Origin of the sequence: Bradyrhizobium sp. CW1, from assembly GCF_023100665.1 — a bacterium.
Taxonomy (GTDB): Bacteria; Pseudomonadota; Alphaproteobacteria; order Rhizobiales; family Xanthobacteraceae; genus Bradyrhizobium; species Bradyrhizobium canariense_D.
In genome coordinates, this window is record NZ_CP064684.1 from 7942538 (window position 1) to 7961882 (window position 19345).

Below are 19345 nucleotides of genomic sequence, written 5' to 3' on the forward strand. Positions count from 1 at the left end.
CTTCTTGTTATTTGCGGACCTTGAGGGCGAAGAGACCCTGCGGCCGCAGCATCAGGATTCCGACAACGGCAAGCAGCGTCAGCACCTTAGCCATCGAGCCCGACAGGAAGAACTCGAGGGTGGATTGGGTCTGCGAGATTGAGAAGGCCGATGCGATGCTGCCGAGCAGGCTTGCCGCGCCGCCGAACACGACCACCAGGAACGTATCGACGATGTAGAGCTGTCCGGAGGTCGGCCCGGTCGAGCCGATCATGGTGAAGGCGCTCCCAGCGACACCGGCAATGCCGCAGCCGAGGCCGAAAGTGTAGCGATCCACCTTTTCGGTGTTGATGCCGACGGCACCGGCCATGATGCGGTTCTGCACGACGGCGCGCACCTGTCGACCCCAGCGCGATTTGTACATCACGTAGGCGACGCCGACAGTGATCAGGACGGTGAGGCACATCACGAAGACGCCGTTGATCGGCACTTCGATGCTGTCGGTCACGTGCAGCGAGCCGAGCATCCATTGCGGCAGCTCGACGCCGACCTCGCGCGCGCCGAACACGGAGCGATAGGCCTGTTGCAGGATCAGGCTGAGGCCCCAAGTCGCGAGCAGCGTGTCGAGCGGGCGCTTGTAGAGATGCCGTATCAGCACCCATTCCACCAGCATCCCCAACGCACCGGATGCGACAAAGGCCAGGATCATCGCGAGGAAGAAATAGCCGCTGAACAGGCTCGGCAAATAGGATTGGAAGAAGCTCGAGGTCATCCAGGTGACGTAGGCCCCAAGGATCATGAACTCGCCATGGGCCATGTTGATGACGCCCATCTGGCCGAAGATGATCGCAAGACCCAGCGCCATCAGGACGTAGACGGAGAACAGGATCAGTCCTGCAAAGCCCTGCATGACGAAGATGGAGCCAAGGTCACCAAGCGAGTAGTCGCCGAACATCGATGTCCTCCGTCGGGAAAGGGTCCCGCGTCGCGAGCAGGTTCGCGACGCGGGGGTCTTGGGCGTGGATTTGCGGTCCACGCCAGGGAGAGGTTTTGCCTGAGAGGGAAACGGCGACGAACGCCGTGACTAACTGATAGATCTCGTCTTACTGGTAGCCCTTGGGGAACGGATCCGGCTCGACCAGATCGGCGGTCTCGTAGATCAGTTCGAACTGGCCATCGAGCTTGGCGCGTCCCACCCGGGTCTTCGACCAGAGGTGATGATTTTCGTGGATGCGCACATAGCCTTCCGGAGCGCCCTTGAACTCGATGCCCGGCGACGCCGCGGCGATCTTGTCGATGTCGAAGGAGCCCGCCTTCTCCACCGTCAACTTCCACAACCACGGTCCGAGATAGGCAGCCTGGGTGACGTCTCCGATCACGGTCTTCTCGCCCCACATCTTCTTGAACGCAGGAACGAAGGTCTTGTTGTTCGGATTGTCGAGCGACTGGAAGTACTTCATGCAGGCATAGGCGCCCGCGATGTTCTCGCCGCCAATGCCGTCGATCTCGTCTTCGGTCACCGAGATCGTGAGCAGCGCCTGCTTGGAGAGGTCGATGCCGGCCGCCTTGAGCTGCTTGTAGAACGCGACGTTCGAGCCGCCGACGACGTCGGTGAAGATCACGTCGGGCTTGGTCAGCTTGATCTTGTTGATGACCGAATTGAACTGCGTATTGCCGAGCGGATAATACTCTTCGCCGACCACCTTGCCCTTCAGCACGTTCTCGACATGCTTGCGCGCAATCTTGTTCGAGGTGCGCGGCCAGATGTAGTCGGAGCCGATGAAGAAGAACGACTTGGCGCCCTTCTCCTTGGCGATCCAGTTCAGGCCGGCGAGGATCTGCTGAGTGGCTTCCTGACCTGTGTAGATCACGTTCTTGGACTGCTCGAGACCTTCGTAGAAGGTCGGGTAATAGAGCATGCCGTTGTACTGCTCCATGACGGGCAGCACGGCCTTGCGGGACGCCGAGGTCCAGCAGCCCATGATCGCCGCGACCTTGTCGTTGACCAGCAGCTTCTTGGCCTTCTCGGCAAAGGTCGGCCAGTCGCTGGCGCCGTCTTCCTGGATGAACTTGATCTTGCGACCGAGCACGCCGCCCATGGCATTGATCTGCTCGATGGCAAGCTTTTCGGCTTCGATCGAGCCGGTCTCGGAGATGGCCATGGTGCCGGTCGCCGAATGCAGGATGCCGACCGTCACCTCGGTGTCGGTGACCGCGAGACCCGTGGTGTTGACTGCCGAGGTCGCTGGGGCCTGCGCAAAAGATGCTCGCGGTAGCATGGTGATGGCCGGCACGGCCGCCATTCCCATCAATAATTTGCGCCGGAGCGGCGATAACAGGCCCTTGTTCGCTTCGTCTGACATGAGCACCCCACTGTTGTTCGAGGACACGCGATTGGTGCCGTGAGGATGGCTCGAATTTGTGCACTGCAAGCATACGCAAGATCGCGTATACTGCACCGCAAAATGACGACGTAGGCTTTTGGTACGGATTTTGCGAGGGGGTCCGGCGCGTTCGGGAGTAGGAGTGGGGGCTGAAGTGGCAGGGCGGCAGCGAATAGATCGCGTCAGGCGCCAGTACAACCAATGGGTCGCCAACCAGACGCTGGAAGACTACGCGCTGCGCTTCACCGCCAAGAGCGCGCGCCGGTGGTCCGCTGCCCGCGTCGCCAACACTGCCCTGGGCGCCATCTCCTTTCTCGCGCTTGAGGCGATCGGCGGCACCATCACCCTGAATTACGGGGTTACCAACGCCACCGCCGCGATCCTCGTCGTCTCCATCATCATCTTCTGCTGCGGCGTCCCGATTGCCTATTATGCCGCCAAATGCGGCATCGACATTGACCTGCTCACCCGCGGCGCCGGCTTCGGTTATATCGGCTCGACCGTCACGTCGCTGATCTACGCCTCCTTCACCTTCATCTTCTTCGCGATCGAAGCGGTGATCCTGGCCACGGCGCTCGAGATGTGCTTCGGCATTCCGCGCCCGATCGGCTATCTCATCAGCGCGGTCGCGATCATCCCGCTTGTCACCTACGGCATCACGCTGATCAGCCGCTTCCAGCTCTGGACGCAGCCGATCTGGATCATCCTGCACATCCTGCCCTTCGCGGCGATCGCCTGGGCCAACCCTTACTCGTTCACGGAATGGCGCAAATTCGCCGGCGAGCACGGCGACCCCAGCGGACATTTCGATCTACTGCTGTTCGGCGTAGCATCCTCCGTGGTGTTTTCGCTGGTGGCTCAGATCGGCGAGCAGGTCGACTTCCTCAGGTTTCTGCCGCGCGACCGCCGCACCTCGCGAACGTCGTGGTGGGCCGCCCTGCTGATCGCGGGGCCCGGCTGGATCATCTTCGGCGCGCTGAAATTGCTGCTGGGCTCGTTTCTCGCCTTCTTCGCGCTGAGCCACGGCCTCTCCAGCGAGCTGGCGGCCGAGCCTGCGCACATGTATCTCGAGGCGTTTCGCTACGTGTTGTCGCAGCCGGACATGGCTCTGGCACTCACCGGCGCGTTCGTGATCCTGTCGCAGCTCAAGATCAACGTCACCAACGCCTATGCAGGCTCGATCGCCTGGTCGAACTTCTTCTCGCGTCTCACTCATAGCCATCCGGGCCGGGTCGTCTGGCTGGTGTTCAACGTGATGGTGGCCTTGCTGCTGATGGAGATCGGCGTCTACAAGGCGCTGGAGCAGACGCTCGCGCTCTACTCCAATGTCGCGATCGCCTGGGTCGGTGCGCTGGTCTCTGATCTCGTGGTCAACAAGCCCCTCGGCCTGCGCCCGCCGCAGATGGAGTTCAAGCGCGCCCATCTCTACGACATCAACCCGGTCGGCGTCGGCGCGATGACGATCGCGACCATCGTCTCGATCGCGGCATTCTACGGCCTGTTCGGCTCGACCATGAAAGCGCTCGCGGCCTTCGTCGCGCTGACGGTCGCCTTCGTCACCGCGCCCGTCATCGCCTGGCTCACCGACGGAAAATATTACATCGCGCGCAAGCCGAAGAGGAGTTGGGCCAACATCGAATCGATCCAGTGCTGCATCTGCGAGCACCATTTCGAGCCGGAGGACATGACCTCCTGTCCTGCCTATGCCGGCCCGATCTGCTCGCTATGCTGCTCGCTCGATGCGCGCTGCCACGATTTGTGCAAACCGCATGCGCGCGCGCAGGTGCAGTTCGCCGACGCACTCGCCAGGATCTTGCCGCAGGCGATCTATCAGCGGATCAACTCGCAGTTCGGCCACTACATCGGTGTGTTCGTGGTCTCCGCGGGCCTCGTCGCGCTGGTGCTGGGGCTGATTTACCTCCAGAGCTCGGTCAGCGTGCCTGGCGAGAACATGCTCGTCTCCAACGTGCTCTGGAAGGTGTTCTTCTCGCTCAGCATCATCATCGGCGTGGTGGCCTGGCTGTTCGTGCTGGCGCAGCAGAGCCGACGGGCCGCCGAGGCCGAGACCCGACGCCAGACCACGCTGCTGATTCAGGAGATCGACGCCCACAAGCGCACCGATGCCGAGCTCCAGCGCGCCAAGGAAATCGCAGAATCCGCCAACCTCGCCAAGAGCCGCTACGTGGTGGGCCTGAGCCACGAGCTGCGCTCGCCGCTGAATGCGATCAGCGGCTATGCCCAACTCCTGGAGCAGGACACCACGCTCAACACCAAGCCGCGCGACCAGGTCCGCGTCGTCCGCCGCAGCGCCGATCACCTCTCCGGCCTGATCGACGGCATTCTGGACATCTCCAAGATCGAGGCGGGGCGGCTGTACCTGTCGCGCGACGAGGTGCGCCTGACCGAATTCCTCGACCAGCTCGTCGGCATGTTCCGCCTTCAGGCCGCGGCCAAGAGCATCGACTTCGTGTTCAGGCGGCCGGCGCATTTGCCGGTCGTGGTCTATGCCGACGAGAAGCGGCTGCGCCAGGTGCTGATCAATCTGCTGTCCAACGCGATCAAATTCACCCAGGTCGGCAGTGTGCAGTTCGTGGTGCACTATCGCAGCCCGGTCGCGGAGTTCGAGGTGATCGACACCGGCCCCGGCATCCAGGGCGACGATCTCGAACGCATCTTCGCACCTTTCGAACGTGGCGCGCTCGGTGTCTCGCAGCCGCAGACCGGCACGGGGCTGGGCCTCACCATCAGCCGGTTGCTCGCCGGCGTCATGGGCGGCGACATCAAGGTCTTGAGCACGGTCGGCAGCGGCAGCACGTTCAAGGTCAAGATGCTGCTATCCGAAGTCACCAATCCGCAGCGCATTGCGCCGGTGGAGGCCCCGATCTCGGGCTATCACGGCGCGCGCAAGACCATCCTCATCACCGACGACGATCCCGTGCATCGCGACCTCCTGCGCGAGGTGTTGACCCCACTCGGCTTCATCCTGCTCAGCGCGCCCGACGGGCCTGGCTGCCTGGCGCTAGCCCAGCACTGCCGGCCTGATCTGTTCCTGCTCGATATCTCCATGCCTGGCATGGACGGCTGGACGGTGGCGGAGACGCTGCGCGCCAGCGGCCACCATCAGGCGCGCATCCTGATGGTGTCTGCCAGCGCGCTCGAGGCGCACGGCACACCGCTGGCACAGCCTTTCCACGACGGCTACCTGATGAAGCCGATCGATATTCCCAGGCTTTTGGAAAGTATCCGCCAGCTTCTCAAGGTCGAATGGCAATACGGCTCGGAGGAGATCGCGGTGCCGCTGTGGCGGCCGGAGAGCGGCTCGCGGCCGCCTGTACGACACATCGAGGCTCTGATCGGGCTCGGTCAGATCGGCTACGTCAAGGCTATCCAGTTGAAGCTGGACGAGATCGGCAGTGAGCACCCTGAACATGCCGACTTCGTCGCGGAAATGCGGTCGCTGATCGACCGCTTCGATCTCGGCCAGTACATGGCCACATTGAAGACGTTGCATGCGTATGAGCACTGAGTTGAAAAAGCGCGACGTCGCGCTCGTTGTTGACGACTCCCCGGAGACGCTGCGGCTGCTCACCGACGCGCTCGACAGCGCCGGGATGACGGTGATGGTGGCGCTCGATGGCGCGGCCGCGATGCGTATCGTCGACCAAATCACGCCTGACATCGTGCTGCTCGACGCTGTGATGCCGGGCATGGACGGGTTCGAGACCTGCCGCCGCCTCAAGCGCGATGCGGGCCTTGCCAATGTCCCGGTGATATTCATGACGGGGCTCGCCGAGACCGAGCACATCGTGCGCGGGCTGGAGGCCGGCGGCGTCGACTACGTGACCAAGCCGATCGTGATCGAGGAGATGCTGGCGCGGATCCGCGTTCATCTCGGCAATGCGCGGCTGACGCAAAGCGCACGCGCCGCGCTCGATGTCTCCGGCCGATTCCTGTTCGCGGTCAACCGCCAGGGCAAATTGTTGTGGGCGACCCCGCAGGCGCAGAAGCTGCTGGCGGACCACCACGGCGCGCAGGCCGACGACGATTTCGTCCTGCCGGTATCATTGCTGCAATGGCTGGAGCAGGCGAAGGGCAAGGGCAGCTCGAAGTCTCAGGCGGCTTCCTTGCCCGACAATCCTCAGCTCCGGCTGTACTACATGGGCGAGACCGCACCGAACGAGTTCCTGCTGCGGCTCTCCAGGGAATCCGGCACCGCGCCGCCACCCGAGTTCACCAGCGAGCTCGGCCTCACTACCCGCGAAGGCGAGGTGCTGGCCTGGCTCAGCAAGGGCAAAACCAACCGCGACATCGCGCAGATTTTGGGCTTGAGCCCGCGCACGGTCGACAAGCATCTCGAGCAGATCTACTCCAAGCTTGGAGTCGAGAACCGGACCGCGGCTGCGGCGATTGCAACGAATGCGACAAGAAGGAATTCGTAGTCTTGCTCCGAGTGAGTTGGGATGTGACTCAGCACACCGTGTCGTCCCGGCGAAGGCCGGGACCCATAACCCCAGGGAGTGATTTGGCGAAGACTAGTCGTTCGGACTAGCACCGTCCGCAATCGATAGGCCTCGCTGTATGGGTCCCGGCCCCCGTGCGCAATTGCGCACTAGGCCGGGACGACGTTGCAATGCTTGGTTAGCGCCTAGTCCTCACCCGTACACAAACTCCCCGCCATCCAGATTCGTCTTCGGGATCTCGTCCTTTTCGGTCCAGTAATCCTGGCTGTGCTGCCATTCCGGCTTGTCGCCGCGCTTGGGCAGCAGGTCCATGTTGCGCATCATGTAGCCGGGATTGAAGTTTTCCGGATCGATCCAGGGCAGGATCGGCATGTTGTGGTCTTCGGCGCGTAACTTGACCTCGACCTTCTTCTTGCCTTTGGCCTTCATGTGACCGAGCAGGCGGCAGACGAAGTCAGCGACGAGATCGACGCGCAGCGTCCAGCTGGCGCGGAAATAGCCGAAGACCCAGACCATGTTCGGCACGCCCGTGAACATCATGCCGCGATAGGTGACGGTGTCGCCGAAAGCGAGCGGCTTGCCGTCGACCTCGAAGGCGATGTCGCCGAGCGCCGCGAGATTGAAGCCGGTTGCGGTGACGATGACGTCGGCCTCAAGCAGCTTGCCGGATTTGAGCTGGATGCCGTTCTCAACGAAGAACTCGATCTCGTCGGTGACGACGGACGCCTTGCCGCTGGCGATGCCCTTGAACAGATCGGCATCGGGCACGAAGGCGATGCGCTGCCGCCACGGCCGGTAGCTCGGCGTGAAATGCGTGTCGACATCGTACTCCGGACCGAGCACTGCGCTGATCTGCCCGATCAGCTCCTTTTTCACCTGCTCGGGTTTTGACAAGCAAAGCTTGGTGAACGCGTCCTGCTCGAACAGGATCTTGCGGCGAACGATCTCGTGGATCCAGGCCTCGTCGACCTGCAGCCGGCGCAGCTCCTCCGCGATCTCGATGGCGTTGCGGCCGAGACGGAAATAGGTCGGCGAACGCTGCAGCATCGTGACATGCGCGCATTTGTCGGCAATGTTCGGCACCAGCGTCGCCGCCGTCGCGCCGGAGCCGATCACGACGACTTTCTTGTTCGCGAGGTCGATATCATCAGGCCAGGTCTGCGGATGAACGATGCGGCCCTTGAAGCGATCGGTACCTTTCCATTCCGGCGTATAGCCTTCCGAATGGCGGTAATAGCCCTGGCACATCCAGAGGAAGTTCGCAGTGAATGTTTTCGCTTCGCCGGTGTCGGTCGTCACCGCCTCGATAGTCCAGAGGTTTTGCTCGCTCGACCAGCTCGCCGAATTGATCTTGTGCTTGTAGCGGATATGCCGCGCGATATCGTTTTCGTCGATCACCTCGTTCATGTAGGCGAGGATTTCCTCGGCGGTCGCGATCGGCGGCCCGACCCAGGGCTTGAAGCTATAACCGAAGGTGTGGAGATCGCTGTCGGAGCGGATGCCGGGATAGCGATGCGTGGTCCACGTGCCGCCGAACGTCGCCTGCGTTTCCAGGATGACGAAGCTCGCACCCGGAAGCTGCTTGGTCATGTGATAGGCGCTGCCGATGCCCGAGATGCCGGCGCCGACGATCAGCACGTCGAAATGTTCAGAAGCCTGTTTGGCCGTGGCGTGACTGCGAACAGCGACATTCATTGTTGCTTCTATGCCTTGCTTGTTTTTGTGGCCGCCCTTGGTTGGGCGGCGCGTTTCCTCCGCGACGGACATGGTCGCCCATCGCGCTTCCGCTTCAAGATGACATAGATCGGGTCGCGGTCAAATCACAGCGCCGCACCCCAGCTCCGCGCGGTCTGCAAGATCCAGTCGCGATAGAGCGTGAGCGGCGTAACACCGGTCAGCCCGCCGCAGCCGGCGGCTCCGTTCGGCCCCGTGGACCAGCTGATGACGCCGACGAGCACGGATCCGGTCGGCTTGTCCTCGAACACGGGACCGCCGGAATCGCCGGTGCAGGCGCCAATTCCGTCGCGAACACCGTTGGTTACGGGGTCGACCAGCCGGATCTGGAGCGTGCCGGGCTGACCCGTCGCGACGAGGCCGGCAACACGCGTCGCGCCGCCACTCTTGCCCTCGCCACGCACGGTGACGCCGATACCGGCGACGACGAAGCGGCTGCCGACTTGGATCGGAATATTCGGCGCGCCGACGGGCACCGTCGATTTTCCCTTGAGTGGAATTTCCAGCTGCAGCAGCGCCACGTCGGCGGTAGCGCGATGCGCTTGCATTGCCTGCATGTTGAAATTCGGATGGATCGCGACGGTGCGGACATTCAGCAGTTGCGGCTGCCCGTCGGTGCCGCGATCGACGATCTTGTAGTCCGCGCCGGGTTGCACGCAGTGGGCGACGGTAAGCACCAGCTTTGGCGCAACGAGGGTGCCGGTACAGAAATTGCCGCGCGAGCCGACGATCGTGACGACGGCGCGCGCGACGCCATCGGCCTGGGGCGTGCCGCCACCAACGATGGCATAAGCGGGCGTGGCGAGCGGCAGCGCGATCGCAATGAGGGTTACGAGCTTCTTCATGGGAACACGCTTTGGTGTTGACGTCGGTGACAGCATTAGGATGGCTTCGGACTGGCCCTTGCCGATAGCGCATGCTAGCGCTCTTGGAAAGGAATTGACGAGGGCGGGATCTTGACGATCGAGGCTGTGATCTTTGATTTTGGTGGCGTGCTGACGAGTTCGCCGTTTGAAGCGTTCACGCGGTTCGAGACAGAGCGTGGCCTGCCCATCGACATCATCCGGCGCACCAATGCCGCCAATCATCTGGAAAATGCCTGGGCCAAGTTCGAGCGCGCCGAGGTCGATATCGACACGTTCGACAGACTGTTCGCGACGGAATCGCTGGCGCTCGGCGCGGAGGTGCGCGGCCGCGACGTGCTGCCGCTGCTTCAGGGCGATCTGCGCCCCGAGATGGTCGAAGCGTTGAAGCGCATCAAGGCGCAATTCAAGACCGGCTGCATTACCAACAATCTGCCGGCCAATGCGATCGGCAGCATGACCGGGCGCTCACTCTATGTCGCCGAGGTGATGGTGCTGTTCGACCATGTCATCGAGTCCGCCAAAATCGGCCTGCGCAAGCCCGACCCGCGCATCTATCAGCTGATGGTCGAAACGCTGAAGGTCGATCCGAAGAATTGCGTCTATCTCGACGATCTCGGCGTCAATCTGAAGCCGGCACGCGAGATGGGCATGACGACGATCAAGGTCACCAGCGGCGCCCAGGCGATCGCCGGGCTCGAGGCCGCGACGGGATTGAAGCTGAGCTAGAGCGTCATTCTCCGTCATTGCGAGCTATCGCCGAGCCAGAACTACTCCGCCGCAGCTGCGATCCGCTCCGGAAACGCCGCGGCAAGTGAGGCGCGATCGGGCTTCAGCACGCCGCGCTCGGTGATGAGGCCGGTGATGAGCCGTGCCGGGGTCACGTCGAAGGCATAGTTCGCGACCGGCGAGCCCTCCGGCACGATGCGCACGGTCTCAAGCCTTCCGTCCGCGGTGCGGCCGGTCATGTCGGTGACTTCCGTGCCGCTGCGCTGCTCGATCGGGATGTCGCGGATGCCGTCATCAACGGCGAAATCGATCGTCGGCGACGGCAGCGCGACATAGAACGGCACATTATTGTCGTGAGCGGCGAGCGCCTTCAAATATGTGCCGATCTTGTTGCAGACATCGCCATTGGCGGCAACGCGATCGGTGCCGACGATGGCGAGATCGACCATGCCGTGCTGCATCAGATGCCCGCCGGTGTTGTCCGGAATCACCGTATGCGCCACGCCGTGATGGCCAAGCTCCCAGGCCGTGAGCGAGGCGCCCTGGTTGCGCGGCCGCGTCTCGTCGACCCAGACGTGGATCTTGATGCCGCGCTCGTGCGCCAGATAGATCGGCGCCGTCGCCGTGCCCCAGTCGACGGTCGCAAGCCAGCCGGCATTGCAATGGGTCAGCACATTGACGGTCTCGCCCGGCTTCTTCCTTGCGACGATCGCCTCGATGAGTTTCAGGCCGTTGCCGGCGATGCCGCGGTTGATCTCGACGTCCTGCTCGACGATCTCGTCGGCGCGCGCATAGGCGGCCTCCGCGCGCTCCAGTGCATCGATCGGCGCGAGGCTCGCGCGCATCTCGTCCAGGGCCCATTTCAGATTGATCGCGGTCGGCCGCGCCACCACGAGCGTGTCGTAGGCGCGCTTCAGGCCGGCGTCGGAAGCGTCCTCGCGCATCGCCAGCGCCATGCCGTAAGCTGCGGTCGCGCCGATCAGTGGCGCACCGCGCACCAGCATGTCGCGGATGGCGAGGGCCGCGTCCTCGCATGAGGTCAGCTTCGCAACGATGAACTCATGCGGCAGCCGGCGCTGGTCGATCGCTCCGACCGACCAGCCGTCGCGCTCACGCCAGATGCTGCGGAAATGCTTGCCGTCGACCTTCATGGGATTCTGCCTTTCGTATCACGTTCGCAGGATGCGCCCGGCCACCGCGTCGAGCTTCTTCAAGAGCTCGGGATCGCGCGCCTCGGGCGCGGTGATCAGCGCGGTATCGAGCGCGCGGTCCGAGCCGATCGGGCACGGCTCATGCTCGCGCGGGAAGTCTTTCGCCAGCCGCGCCACCAGCGCTTTTGCCTTGTCGGCGTTCGAGCTCAGAACGCGGATGATGTCCTGCACGGTGACGGCGTCGTGATCAGGATGCCAGCAATCGAAATCCGTCACCATCGCGACGGTGGCGTAGCAAAGCTCCGCCTCACGCGCGAGTTTCGCCTCGGGCATGTTGGTCATGCCGATTACGGAATAGCCAAGCGTCTTGTAGGTCATGCTTTCCGCATAGGTCGAGAATTGCGGTCCCTCCATGCAGACATAGGTGCCGCCGCGCGCAAACGCGATGCCCTCGGCTTCGGCCGCCGTGGCAAGGTGGATGCGCAGCCGCGGCGAGACCGGGTGCGCCATCGACACATGCGCGACGCATCCCCTCCCGAAGAACGAGCTCTCGCGTTTGTGGGTACGATCGACGAACTGGTCGACGAGAACGAAGGTTCCCGGCGGCAGTTCCTCCCTGAACGAGCCGCAGGCCGACAGCGAGATCAGGTCTGTGACCCCTGCGCGCTTGAGGACGTCGATATTGGCGCGATAATTGATGTCGGAGGGCGACAGCCGGTGGCCCTTGTCGTGGCGCGGCAGGAACACGATCGGCAGGCCGGCAATCGAGCCGCGCCGCAGGGGTGCCGACGGTTCACCCCAGGGACTCCTGATCACCTCTTCGCGAGCGTCCTCCAGCCCCGGCAGATCGTAGATGCCGGAGCCGCCGATGATGCCCAATACCGCCTGCGTCATGCCTGCTCCACCCCGTTCGCGCCATCGCGATTCCGTGGAGAAGCTATGCCAGTTTTACGTCGGTTTTGGAACGGGTGATGGGGTCAAGAGGTGCCGTCAGGAGAACGCGCGCCAGCACTCCCGGCTATGCCGCGGCCGCCGACCGCAGCTGGGTCGCGACCATGCGCTCCAGCGTCTCGACGGACTGGAAGTTCTCCGGTGTGATCTCGACCTGGGGAATCGTGAAGTCGAATTCGGCTTCGACGCCGAGCATCAGATTGACCATGTCCATCGAGGTCAGGCCGACGTCGACGAGCTTGGCCTGCGGCGTGACCTCAGCGGAGAGCGAGTTCTGCGCGAGGATGCCCTTCACCAGCTTGATGATGCGATTGCGCAACTCGGTATCGAAAGCCTGCATCGGTAAATTCCCATCTGTCGACAAAGGTCGGACCGGTTGCCGGCTACGATGGGCACGGCGGGCCGATCCCGCAATGGACGCCACCATTACTTCGCGTTTCTTAGTAAACGATGACTCAGATTGTTGGATTTCCGGCTTCTTACAGATCCCTAACGCGATCGCGGAAATCCGGACGAGGCAAACAACCCGAACTTAACTGTTCGTTCGGAATTGGGCTTTGTTTACCCTCTATTTCATCGACGAATTTGAATTAAATCCGTAGCCTCATCTCATAAGCAAAGATGGTCGAAGGAATCGCTCAAGCGGCATCGCGAATGATGCCGGCGATCCTGAACGGCAAACCGGAGGCGGACGATATGAACGTGCGTGAAGCAGTCCTCACTGTCGACGAGACGCAGACGAGCTTTCTCGAGCATGGTCCCTCTCTCATTGAGCGCGCCGCCCGCACCGCCACCGTGGCGGCTGCCGACGCAGACGGGGTCGATCGCGATGCCCGCTTCCCCCACAAGGCTTTCGAGGTTGCGCGTGAGCAGAAGCTGCTCGGCGTCATGATCCCGGCCGAGTTCGGCGGCTTCGGTGCCTCGATCCACGACGCCACCGACGTCTGCTACACGCTCGGACGCGCCTGCGCCTCCACGGCGATGATCTACGCCATGCACACCACGAAGGTCGCCTGCGTCGTCAGGCACGGCCACGGCATCCCCTGGATGGAAACCATGATGCGCCGGGTCGCACGCGACCAGTGGCTGCTCGCCTCCTCCACCACCGAAGGTCAGAACGGCGGCAACATCCGCGCTAGCGCCGCCGCCGTCGACGTCGCCGGCGACACTGTCTCGCTGCTGCGCGACGCCACCGTGATCTCCTACGGTGCCGAGGCCGACGGCCTCGTGACCATCGCCCGCCGCGCCACAGACGCTTCTGCGTCCGACCAGGTGCTGTTGGCGCTCGCCAGGGACGATTATTCGCTGAAGCGGACGCTGGGCTGGGAAACGCTCGGCATGCGCGGCACCTGCTCGACCGGTTTCGAGCTGAAGGTCGACTGCCCCACCGACCGCGTCTTCCCGGAATCCTACGACAAGATCCACGCCCAGACCATGACGCCGTTCGCGCATCTGTGCTGGTCCTCGGCCTGGGCTGGTATCGCTGCAGCCGCCGTTACCCGTGCGCAGGCCTTCGTCCGCAAGGCGGCCCGCACCTCGGGCGGACAGATGCCTCCGGCAGCCGCACATTTCACCGCCGCCAAGATGTCGCTGGCCAAGCTGCGGGCGCTGATATCGGCCAATATCGACGCCTTTGCTCTCGCCGAGCACGATGAACGCGCGCTCGGCTCGCTCGACTTCCAGTCTTCGATCACGCTTCTGAAGGTGCAGGCCTCGGAGCTCGCGGTCGAGACCGTGATGCATGCGATGCGCACCGCAGGCCTTTCCGGCTACCGCAATGACGGCGAGTTCACGATGGGCCGCCACCTGCGCGACGTGCTGTCGTCGCCGATCATGATCAACAACGACCGCATTCTGGCCAATGCCGCAACATCGACCCTGATGAGCGGCGTGCCGACAAGCCTTCGGGACTGACGAGCTTTCGAGACCGACGTGCCTTCGTTCAATAAGAATAATTTCAGATAGCAGGAAGCCGACAATGAACATTGCTGTTCTCCCCAACTCGCCTGAGACCGCGCCGCAGATCGCGGATCCGCTCGATCATCTCGCCGATAAGCTCTTTCATCCGATGGGCTCGGACGGCGTCTACGCCCGCACCGCGCTTTATGAGGGCATCGTCGAGCGGCTCGCCGCGCTGATCACGAGCCATCGCGAGGCCGGCACTGAGGTGATGCGCTTCCCGCCGGTGATGAGCCGATCTCAGCTTGAGAAGTCCGGCTACCTGAAGAGCTTTCCGAACCTGCTCGGCTGCGTCTGCAGCCTGCACGGCACCGAGCGCGAGATCAACGCCGCGGTAAGCCGCTTCGACGCCGGCGGTGACTGGACCAGCTCGCTCTCGCCGGCAGACCTCGTGCTGTCGCCGGCGGCCTGCTATCCCGTCTATCCGATCGCGGCGAGCCGCGGCCAGTTGCCGAAGGGTGGCCTGCGCTTCGACGTCGCCGCCGACTGCTTCCGCCGTGAACCGTCAAAACATCTCGACCGGCTGCAATCGTTCCGGATGCGGGAATATGTCTGCATCGGAAGCCCCGATGACGTGGCCGATTTCCGCGAGCGCTGGATGGTGCGCGCGCAGGCGATTGCGACCGATCTCGGTCTCACCTTCCGCGTCGACTATGCCAGCGATCCGTTCTTCGGCCGCGTCGGTCAGATGAAGGCCGTGAGCCAGAAGCAGCAGCAGCTCAAGTTCGAACTGCTGATCCCGCTGCGCTCGGAAGAGCAGCCGACCGCCTGCATGAGCTTCAATTATCACCGCGAGCATTTCGGCACGACGTGGGACATCAAGGACGCCAATGGCGAGCCGGCCCACACCGGCTGCGTCGCTTTCGGCATGGACCGGCTGGCGGTCGCCATGTTCCACACCCACGGCACCGACCCTTCCGCCTGGCCCGCCAAGGTGCGGGAGATCATGGGCCTGCAGCCGCAGATCGCGGCCGATGCCCACGGCGAAGGCTGGCGCTAACGGAACGAGGCCGGTCATTTCCACGGGAAAGACGAGCGTGATCCACACCAAGGTCCGATGCCGCGAGATCACCGAGTCCGACGTCGATGCGGTCGCGGACTTGCTGACGCGCGGCTTCGTCGGGCGCTCGCGCGGCTATTGGATCCAAGGCCTGCGCCGGCAAGCCTTCCGACCGGTACCGGATGGCTACCCGCGCTTCGGCTACATGCTCGACAATGACGGCACGCCGGTCGGCGTGCTGCTGCTGATCTACACGGCGCGGAGGGACGGCGATGAGACCGCCATCCAGTGCAATTTGTCGAGCTGGTACGTCGATCCGGCCTACCGCAACTACGCCCCGCTCCTGACCAAGATCGCGCAGCGGCACAAGGACGTCACCTATCTCAACATCAGCCCGGCGCCGTGGACCTGGCCGATTATCGAGACGCAGGGCTTTCGCGCCTATTGCAGGGGTATATTCTTCTCCGTGCCTGCGCTGGCGCGCGTCCCACGCTGGAGCAAGATCGAGGTCATCTCGCAGCACGCCAAAACGATCGACGGGCTTTCCGATGCCGAGACCGAGCTCTTGACGCGGCATGCGCGCTACAATTGCCTCAGCCTCGTCTGCCGCACGCCGAAGGGAGCGTTCCCCTTCATCCTGCAACCGGTGCGCATCCGCCGTGGCATCATTGCGCCGCCCGCGATGAAGCTGATCTACTGCCGCAACGCGGCCGAGTACACCGAATGCGCGGGCCGCATCGGCCGGCTGCTGCTGCGGCTCGGCAAGATCGCGGTCGCCGTCGATTCCAACGGCTCCGTTCCCGGCCTCGTCGGCATCTACACCGAGCGTCGCGGCCGCAAATATTTCAAGGGCCCGCACCGGCCGCAGCTCGCCGATCTCACGGATACGGAACTCGTGCTGTACGGGCCGTAGGCCCGTTTGGACCAGACATTCGATGTCCATCCGGGCCTAAGGCGCAATTGCGCAGGCCGACCGGCGCGACGCTACCTTGCACCCCCCTCCACATTGGCAGCATCTCTGCATCACGGTCACCCTCCGTAAACTACGGCGCTTAAGGGAATTTTCCCGCCTGTTCGCTAGCCTCGGCGGCTGAATTGCCCTGCGTTAAGTCTATTGCCCGCCGAGACCCCGCCGCCCCATGACGTCGATCCGCGACAACGAGCTTGATGCACGCCGCGAGCAGGGCCCGAAGGCCCTGGTCGGGCTGAGCCAGCTTGCACTCGACCACATGGAACAGGGTGTCTGCGTCTACGATGCCGGCAACCGGATCGTGCTGGTCAATCAGCGCTATCTCAGCCTGTTCAACATGTCGGCCGAAATCGTGCGGGTCGGCACGAGCTACCGCGACGTGCTCGCCCACAGTGTGGCCCTCGGCAACATCCCCGCGGGGGAAGTCGACGCACTCTATGCCGCGCGCCTGGCGCGGATCGCAGCCGGCCAGCCGTTCCGGACTCAACAGACACTCGCGAGCGGCCTCGTCATGGCGCTCGAGCTGAAGCCGCTTCCCGGCGGCGGCTGGATGACGATCTGCGACGACGTCAGCCGCCTCGCCCGGCTCGAGGCGGAGCTGCGCGTGCAGACCGAGCGCAGCCAGCACGCGCTCGCCAACATGGCGCACGGCTTGATCATGTACGATGCCGACAGCCGCGTCGTCGTCTGCAACGAACGTTTCCTGAATCTCTATAACCTCGACCCGGAAATCGTGAAGCCGGGCGTCTCGCATTGTACGGTCATCGAGCATTGGATGTCGCGCGGCAACCTGCCGGGCATGCCGGGCGAGGAATTCCACGACACCAGGCTGGAGGACGTGCGCACCAGGAAGGAGAAAACCCTGCTGGTGATGCGCTATGACGGAAGGATGGTGCAGGTGGTTTCCCGTTTTCTGCCCGACGGCGGCTGGGTGACGGTGCACGAAGACGTCACCGAGCGGCTGCAATACGAGGAGATGCTGAGGCACCAGAACTTCATGCTCGATGCGGCGTTGGAGAACATGGCGCACGGACTCGCCTTCTACGACAGCGAGATGCGCCTGCGCGTCTGCAACACCACCTACCGGAAGATCTATCGGCTCTCGCCGGAGGAAGCCAAGCCGGGCACGCATCTCGGCGAACTGATCGAACGCTCGATGGCAAACGGCGCGTTCTCTTCCGAGTATAGCCCGCGACACCTCCTGGAGGCCGCCAGCGCAAGGATCGCCGACCGCAACTCCTCGCCGATACGCCGACGGATGTCGAACGGCACCACGATCTCGGTGCGCTATTGCGCCCTGGCCGAGGGTGGTTTTGTGGCCACCTACGAGGACATCACCGAGCGCGAGCACGCAGTCGAGCAGTTGAGCGAGCAGTATCGGCGGTTCGACGCGGCCCTGAACAACATGAGCCAGGGCCTGTGCATGCTCGATTCGAGCTTGCGCGTCATCGTCTGCAATCGGCGCTACATCGAGATGTACGGACTGTCGCCCGAATTGGTGAAGCCGGGTGTGTCGATGCGCGAGATCATGGAGCACAGCTGCGAGCTCGGCATCCATCCAAACACCACCGCCGCGCGGCTCTATGCCGACTATGTCGAGAGGCTGCGCGAGGGCGAGCACACACTGCACCGCTATTTGGGCGACGGCCGCATCATCAAGCTCAATCACAAGCGAATGGAGCATGGCGGCTGGGTCGTCACCTATGAGGACGTTACCGAGCGCCACAAGGCCCAGGCCCGCGTTGCGCATATGGCGCGGCACGATTCGCTCACCGACCTGCCCAACCGCACGCTGTTCCGCGAGAAGATGGGCGAGGGGCTGAACCAGGTCGCAATCGCAGGTGGCGCGATGGCCGTGCTGTGCTTCGACCTCGATAATTTCAAGACCGTCAACGACCGCCTCGGACACGCGGCCGGCGACCGGCTGTTGCGCTGGGTCGCGGCGCGGCTGCAGGAGAATGTCGGCGAGCACGACACCGTCGCGCGGCTCGGTGGCGACGAGTTCGCGGTTCTCCAGCGCGGACCGCAGCCGCAATCGGCGGAAAGGCTCGCACGCCGCCTGGTGGAGATCATCGGTCACCCGCCGCCGCTGGAGAACCAGTCGATCCATGTCGGCGTCTCCGTCGGCATCGCAATCGCTCCCGATCACGGGCTCGATGCCGACGAGCTGATGAAATGCGCCGACCTCGCGCTGTACCAGGCCAAGGCCAAGGGGCGCGGCGCCTATCAGCTGTTCGAGCCCAAAATGGAGGAAGAGGCGCGCAGCCGGCACGCGCTCGAGCACGATCTGCGCGGCGCGCTGGAGGCCCGTGAATTCCACCTGGCGTTCCAACCGCAGGTGCGGCTCGACACCACCGAACTTACCGGCTTCGAGGCGCTGCTGCGCTGGAAACATCCCTCGCGCGGCCTCGTCCCGCCGGCCGAATTCATTCCGATTGCGGAAGAGAACGGGCTGATCGTTCCGATCGGAGAGTGGGTGCTGCGCACAGCCTGCGCGACCGCCGCGACCTGGCCCGATCTCACGGTCGCGGTGAACCTGTCCCCGGTGCAATTCCGCTCGCGCGGGCTGGTGACGATGGTGACGAGCGCGCTTGCGGAGGCCGGCTTGCCGCCGCATCGGCTCGAGCTCGAGGTCACCGAGACGGCTCTGCTCGACGACAGCGAGGCCACGATCGAGATCCTGCACCAGCTCCGCGCGTTGGGAGTGCGCGTCAGCCTCGACGATTTCGGCGTCGGTTATTCTTCGCTGAGCTATTTGCGCAAGTTTCCGTTCGACCGCATCAAGATCGACCGCTCCTTTGTCGGCACGCTCGGCGAAAGTCCGGAGAGTGTGGCGATCGTCCGCACCATCGCCAGCCTCGGCTCGGTGCTCGGCGTCGAGACCACGGCGGAAGGCGTGGAGACGATTGAACAACTCGACTTCGTTCGCGAATGCGGCTGCACCGCCGTTCAGGGATATTATTTCGGCAAGCCCTGCCCGGCCGCGGAAGTCGGACGCATGATCGAGACGCTGAGCGCAGTCCGCCGCGTGGCGTAAGGGCTCAGCCGAAGCCAATTCCGTATCTCGGTACGCCTCCAAACGACCAATTGTCGCACGTGCGCTTTTCGGCGAGATCACCGTATCGCGCCCGCGCAATGCGCTTTTCTTCTCCCATGATTTCGGGG

General features: G+C 63.5%; 14 protein-coding genes. 7 read left to right on the forward strand and 7 right to left on the reverse strand.

From position 1 onward, the window contains the following. Positions 1-7: 7 nt before the first annotated feature. Positions 8-934: an urea ABC transporter permease subunit UrtB gene (urtB, locus tag IVB54_RS37955; protein WP_247776998.1), complete on the reverse strand. Its 927-nt coding sequence runs from the start codon at positions 932-934 to the stop codon at positions 8-10. 148 nt (positions 935-1082) lie between these two features. After that, entirely contained in the window at positions 1083-2342 is a 1260-nt protein-coding gene (gene urtA, locus IVB54_RS37960) for an urea ABC transporter substrate-binding protein (protein ID WP_018455941.1), read from the reverse strand. A 175-nt stretch (positions 2343-2517) separates the two neighbouring features. Between urtA and IVB54_RS37965 the strand changes: the two genes are divergently transcribed. Together IVB54_RS37965 and IVB54_RS37970 are read left to right on the forward strand one after the other, a co-directional pair. After that, on the forward strand, positions 2518-5889 hold the full coding sequence (locus IVB54_RS37965) for an ATP-binding protein (RefSeq protein WP_018455940.1): 3372 nt from the start codon (positions 2518-2520) through the stop codon (positions 5887-5889). Continuing rightward, the gene (locus tag IVB54_RS37970) at positions 5873-6802 is read left to right on the forward strand and encodes a response regulator (RefSeq protein WP_247375822.1); all 930 of its coding nucleotides are present in this window, start codon (positions 5873-5875) and stop codon (positions 6800-6802) included. Before IVB54_RS37965 ends, IVB54_RS37970 begins: the two co-directional genes overlap by 17 nt. A gap of 213 nt (positions 6803-7015) precedes the next feature. Here IVB54_RS37970 and IVB54_RS37975 read toward each other — a convergent pair whose 3' ends face one another. Both IVB54_RS37975 and IVB54_RS37980 read right to left on the reverse strand, forming a co-directional pair. Next, a complete protein-coding gene (locus IVB54_RS37975; protein WP_204513110.1) occupies positions 7016-8518 on the reverse strand; it encodes an NAD(P)/FAD-dependent oxidoreductase in 1503 nt (500 codons plus the stop codon). A 125-nt stretch (positions 8519-8643) separates the two neighbouring features. After that, complete coding sequence (locus tag IVB54_RS37980; RefSeq protein ID WP_018455937.1) at positions 8644-9402, reverse strand: trypsin-like serine protease; 759 nt, start codon at positions 9400-9402, stop codon at positions 8644-8646. Positions 9403-9513: 111 nt separating this feature from the next. Here IVB54_RS37980 and IVB54_RS37985 point away from each other — a divergent pair, with 111 nt between their 5' ends. Next, on the forward strand, positions 9514-10149 hold the full coding sequence (locus IVB54_RS37985) for an HAD-IA family hydrolase (RefSeq protein ID WP_018455936.1): 636 nt from the start codon (positions 9514-9516) through the stop codon (positions 10147-10149). Positions 10150-10190: 41 nt separating this feature from the next. On the opposite strand, the gene mtnA is transcribed toward IVB54_RS37985, so the two are convergent. The 3 genes from mtnA to IVB54_RS38000 all read right to left on the reverse strand — a co-directional run bounded on the left by mtnA (position 10191) and on the right by IVB54_RS38000 (position 12591). After that, complete coding sequence (mtnA, locus tag IVB54_RS37990; RefSeq protein WP_018455935.1) at positions 10191-11300, reverse strand: S-methyl-5-thioribose-1-phosphate isomerase; 1110 nt, start codon at positions 11298-11300, stop codon at positions 10191-10193. An 18-nt stretch (positions 11301-11318) separates the two neighbouring features. After that, entirely contained in the window at positions 11319-12194 is an 876-nt protein-coding gene (locus IVB54_RS37995) for an S-methyl-5'-thioadenosine phosphorylase (RefSeq protein WP_018455934.1), read from the reverse strand. 124 nt (positions 12195-12318) lie between these two features. Beyond that, positions 12319-12591 (reverse strand): phosphopantetheine-binding protein, encoded by a 273-nt coding sequence (locus IVB54_RS38000; protein ID WP_018455933.1) that lies wholly within the window; start codon positions 12589-12591, stop codon positions 12319-12321. Between the two features lie 356 nt (positions 12592-12947). Between IVB54_RS38000 and IVB54_RS38005 the strand changes: the two genes are divergently transcribed. The 4 genes from IVB54_RS38005 (at position 12948) to IVB54_RS38020 (ending at position 19217) form a co-directional block, all read left to right on the forward strand. Then, positions 12948-14165, forward strand: a complete 1218-nt coding sequence (locus IVB54_RS38005; protein ID WP_026233057.1) for an acyl-CoA dehydrogenase family protein — start codon at positions 12948-12950, stop codon at positions 14163-14165. Between the two features lie 64 nt (positions 14166-14229). Continuing rightward, positions 14230-15210 (forward strand): amino acid--[acyl-carrier-protein] ligase, encoded by a 981-nt coding sequence (locus IVB54_RS38010; RefSeq protein WP_018455931.1) that lies wholly within the window; start codon positions 14230-14232, stop codon positions 15208-15210. Positions 15211-15247: 37 nt separating this feature from the next. Then, on the forward strand, positions 15248-16123 hold the full coding sequence (locus IVB54_RS38015) for a hypothetical protein (RefSeq protein ID WP_026233056.1): 876 nt from the start codon (positions 15248-15250) through the stop codon (positions 16121-16123). A 226-nt stretch (positions 16124-16349) separates the two neighbouring features. Next, on the forward strand, positions 16350-19217 hold the full coding sequence (locus IVB54_RS38020; protein ID WP_018455929.1) for a PAS-domain containing protein: 2868 nt from the start codon (positions 16350-16352) through the stop codon (positions 19215-19217). Positions 19218-19345: the final 128 nt, after the last annotated feature.

Bases quoted from the DNA above. Each gene is read 5' to 3' on its own strand.
- mtnA (WP_018455935.1), bottom strand. From the start codon at position 11,300: ATGAAGGTCGACGGCAAGCATTTCCGCAGCATCTGGCGTGAGCGCGAC.
- IVB54_RS37995 (WP_018455934.1), bottom strand. From the start codon at position 12,194: ATGACGCAGGCGGTATTGGGCATCATCGGCGGCTCCGGCATCTACGAT.
- urtA (WP_018455941.1), bottom strand. From the start codon at position 2,342: ATGTCAGACGAAGCGAACAAGGGCCTGTTATCGCCGCTCCGGCGCAAA.
- urtB (WP_247776998.1), bottom strand. From the start codon at position 934: ATGTTCGGCGACTACTCGCTTGGTGACCTTGGCTCCATCTTCGTCATG.
- IVB54_RS37975 (WP_204513110.1), bottom strand. From the start codon at position 8,518: ATGAATGTCGCTGTTCGCAGTCACGCCACGGCCAAACAGGCTTCTGAA.
- IVB54_RS37980 (WP_018455937.1), bottom strand. From the start codon at position 9,402: ATGAAGAAGCTCGTAACCCTCATTGCGATCGCGCTGCCGCTCGCCACG.
- IVB54_RS38005 (WP_026233057.1), top strand. From the start codon at position 12,948: ATGAACGTGCGTGAAGCAGTCCTCACTGTCGACGAGACGCAGACGAGC.
- IVB54_RS38000 (WP_018455933.1), bottom strand. From the start codon at position 12,591: ATGCAGGCTTTCGATACCGAGTTGCGCAATCGCATCATCAAGCTGGTG.
- IVB54_RS38010 (WP_018455931.1), top strand. From the start codon at position 14,230: ATGAACATTGCTGTTCTCCCCAACTCGCCTGAGACCGCGCCGCAGATC.
- IVB54_RS37970 (WP_247375822.1), top strand. From the start codon at position 5,873: ATGCGTATGAGCACTGAGTTGAAAAAGCGCGACGTCGCGCTCGTTGTT.
- IVB54_RS38020 (WP_018455929.1), top strand. From the start codon at position 16,350: ATGACGTCGATCCGCGACAACGAGCTTGATGCACGCCGCGAGCAGGGC.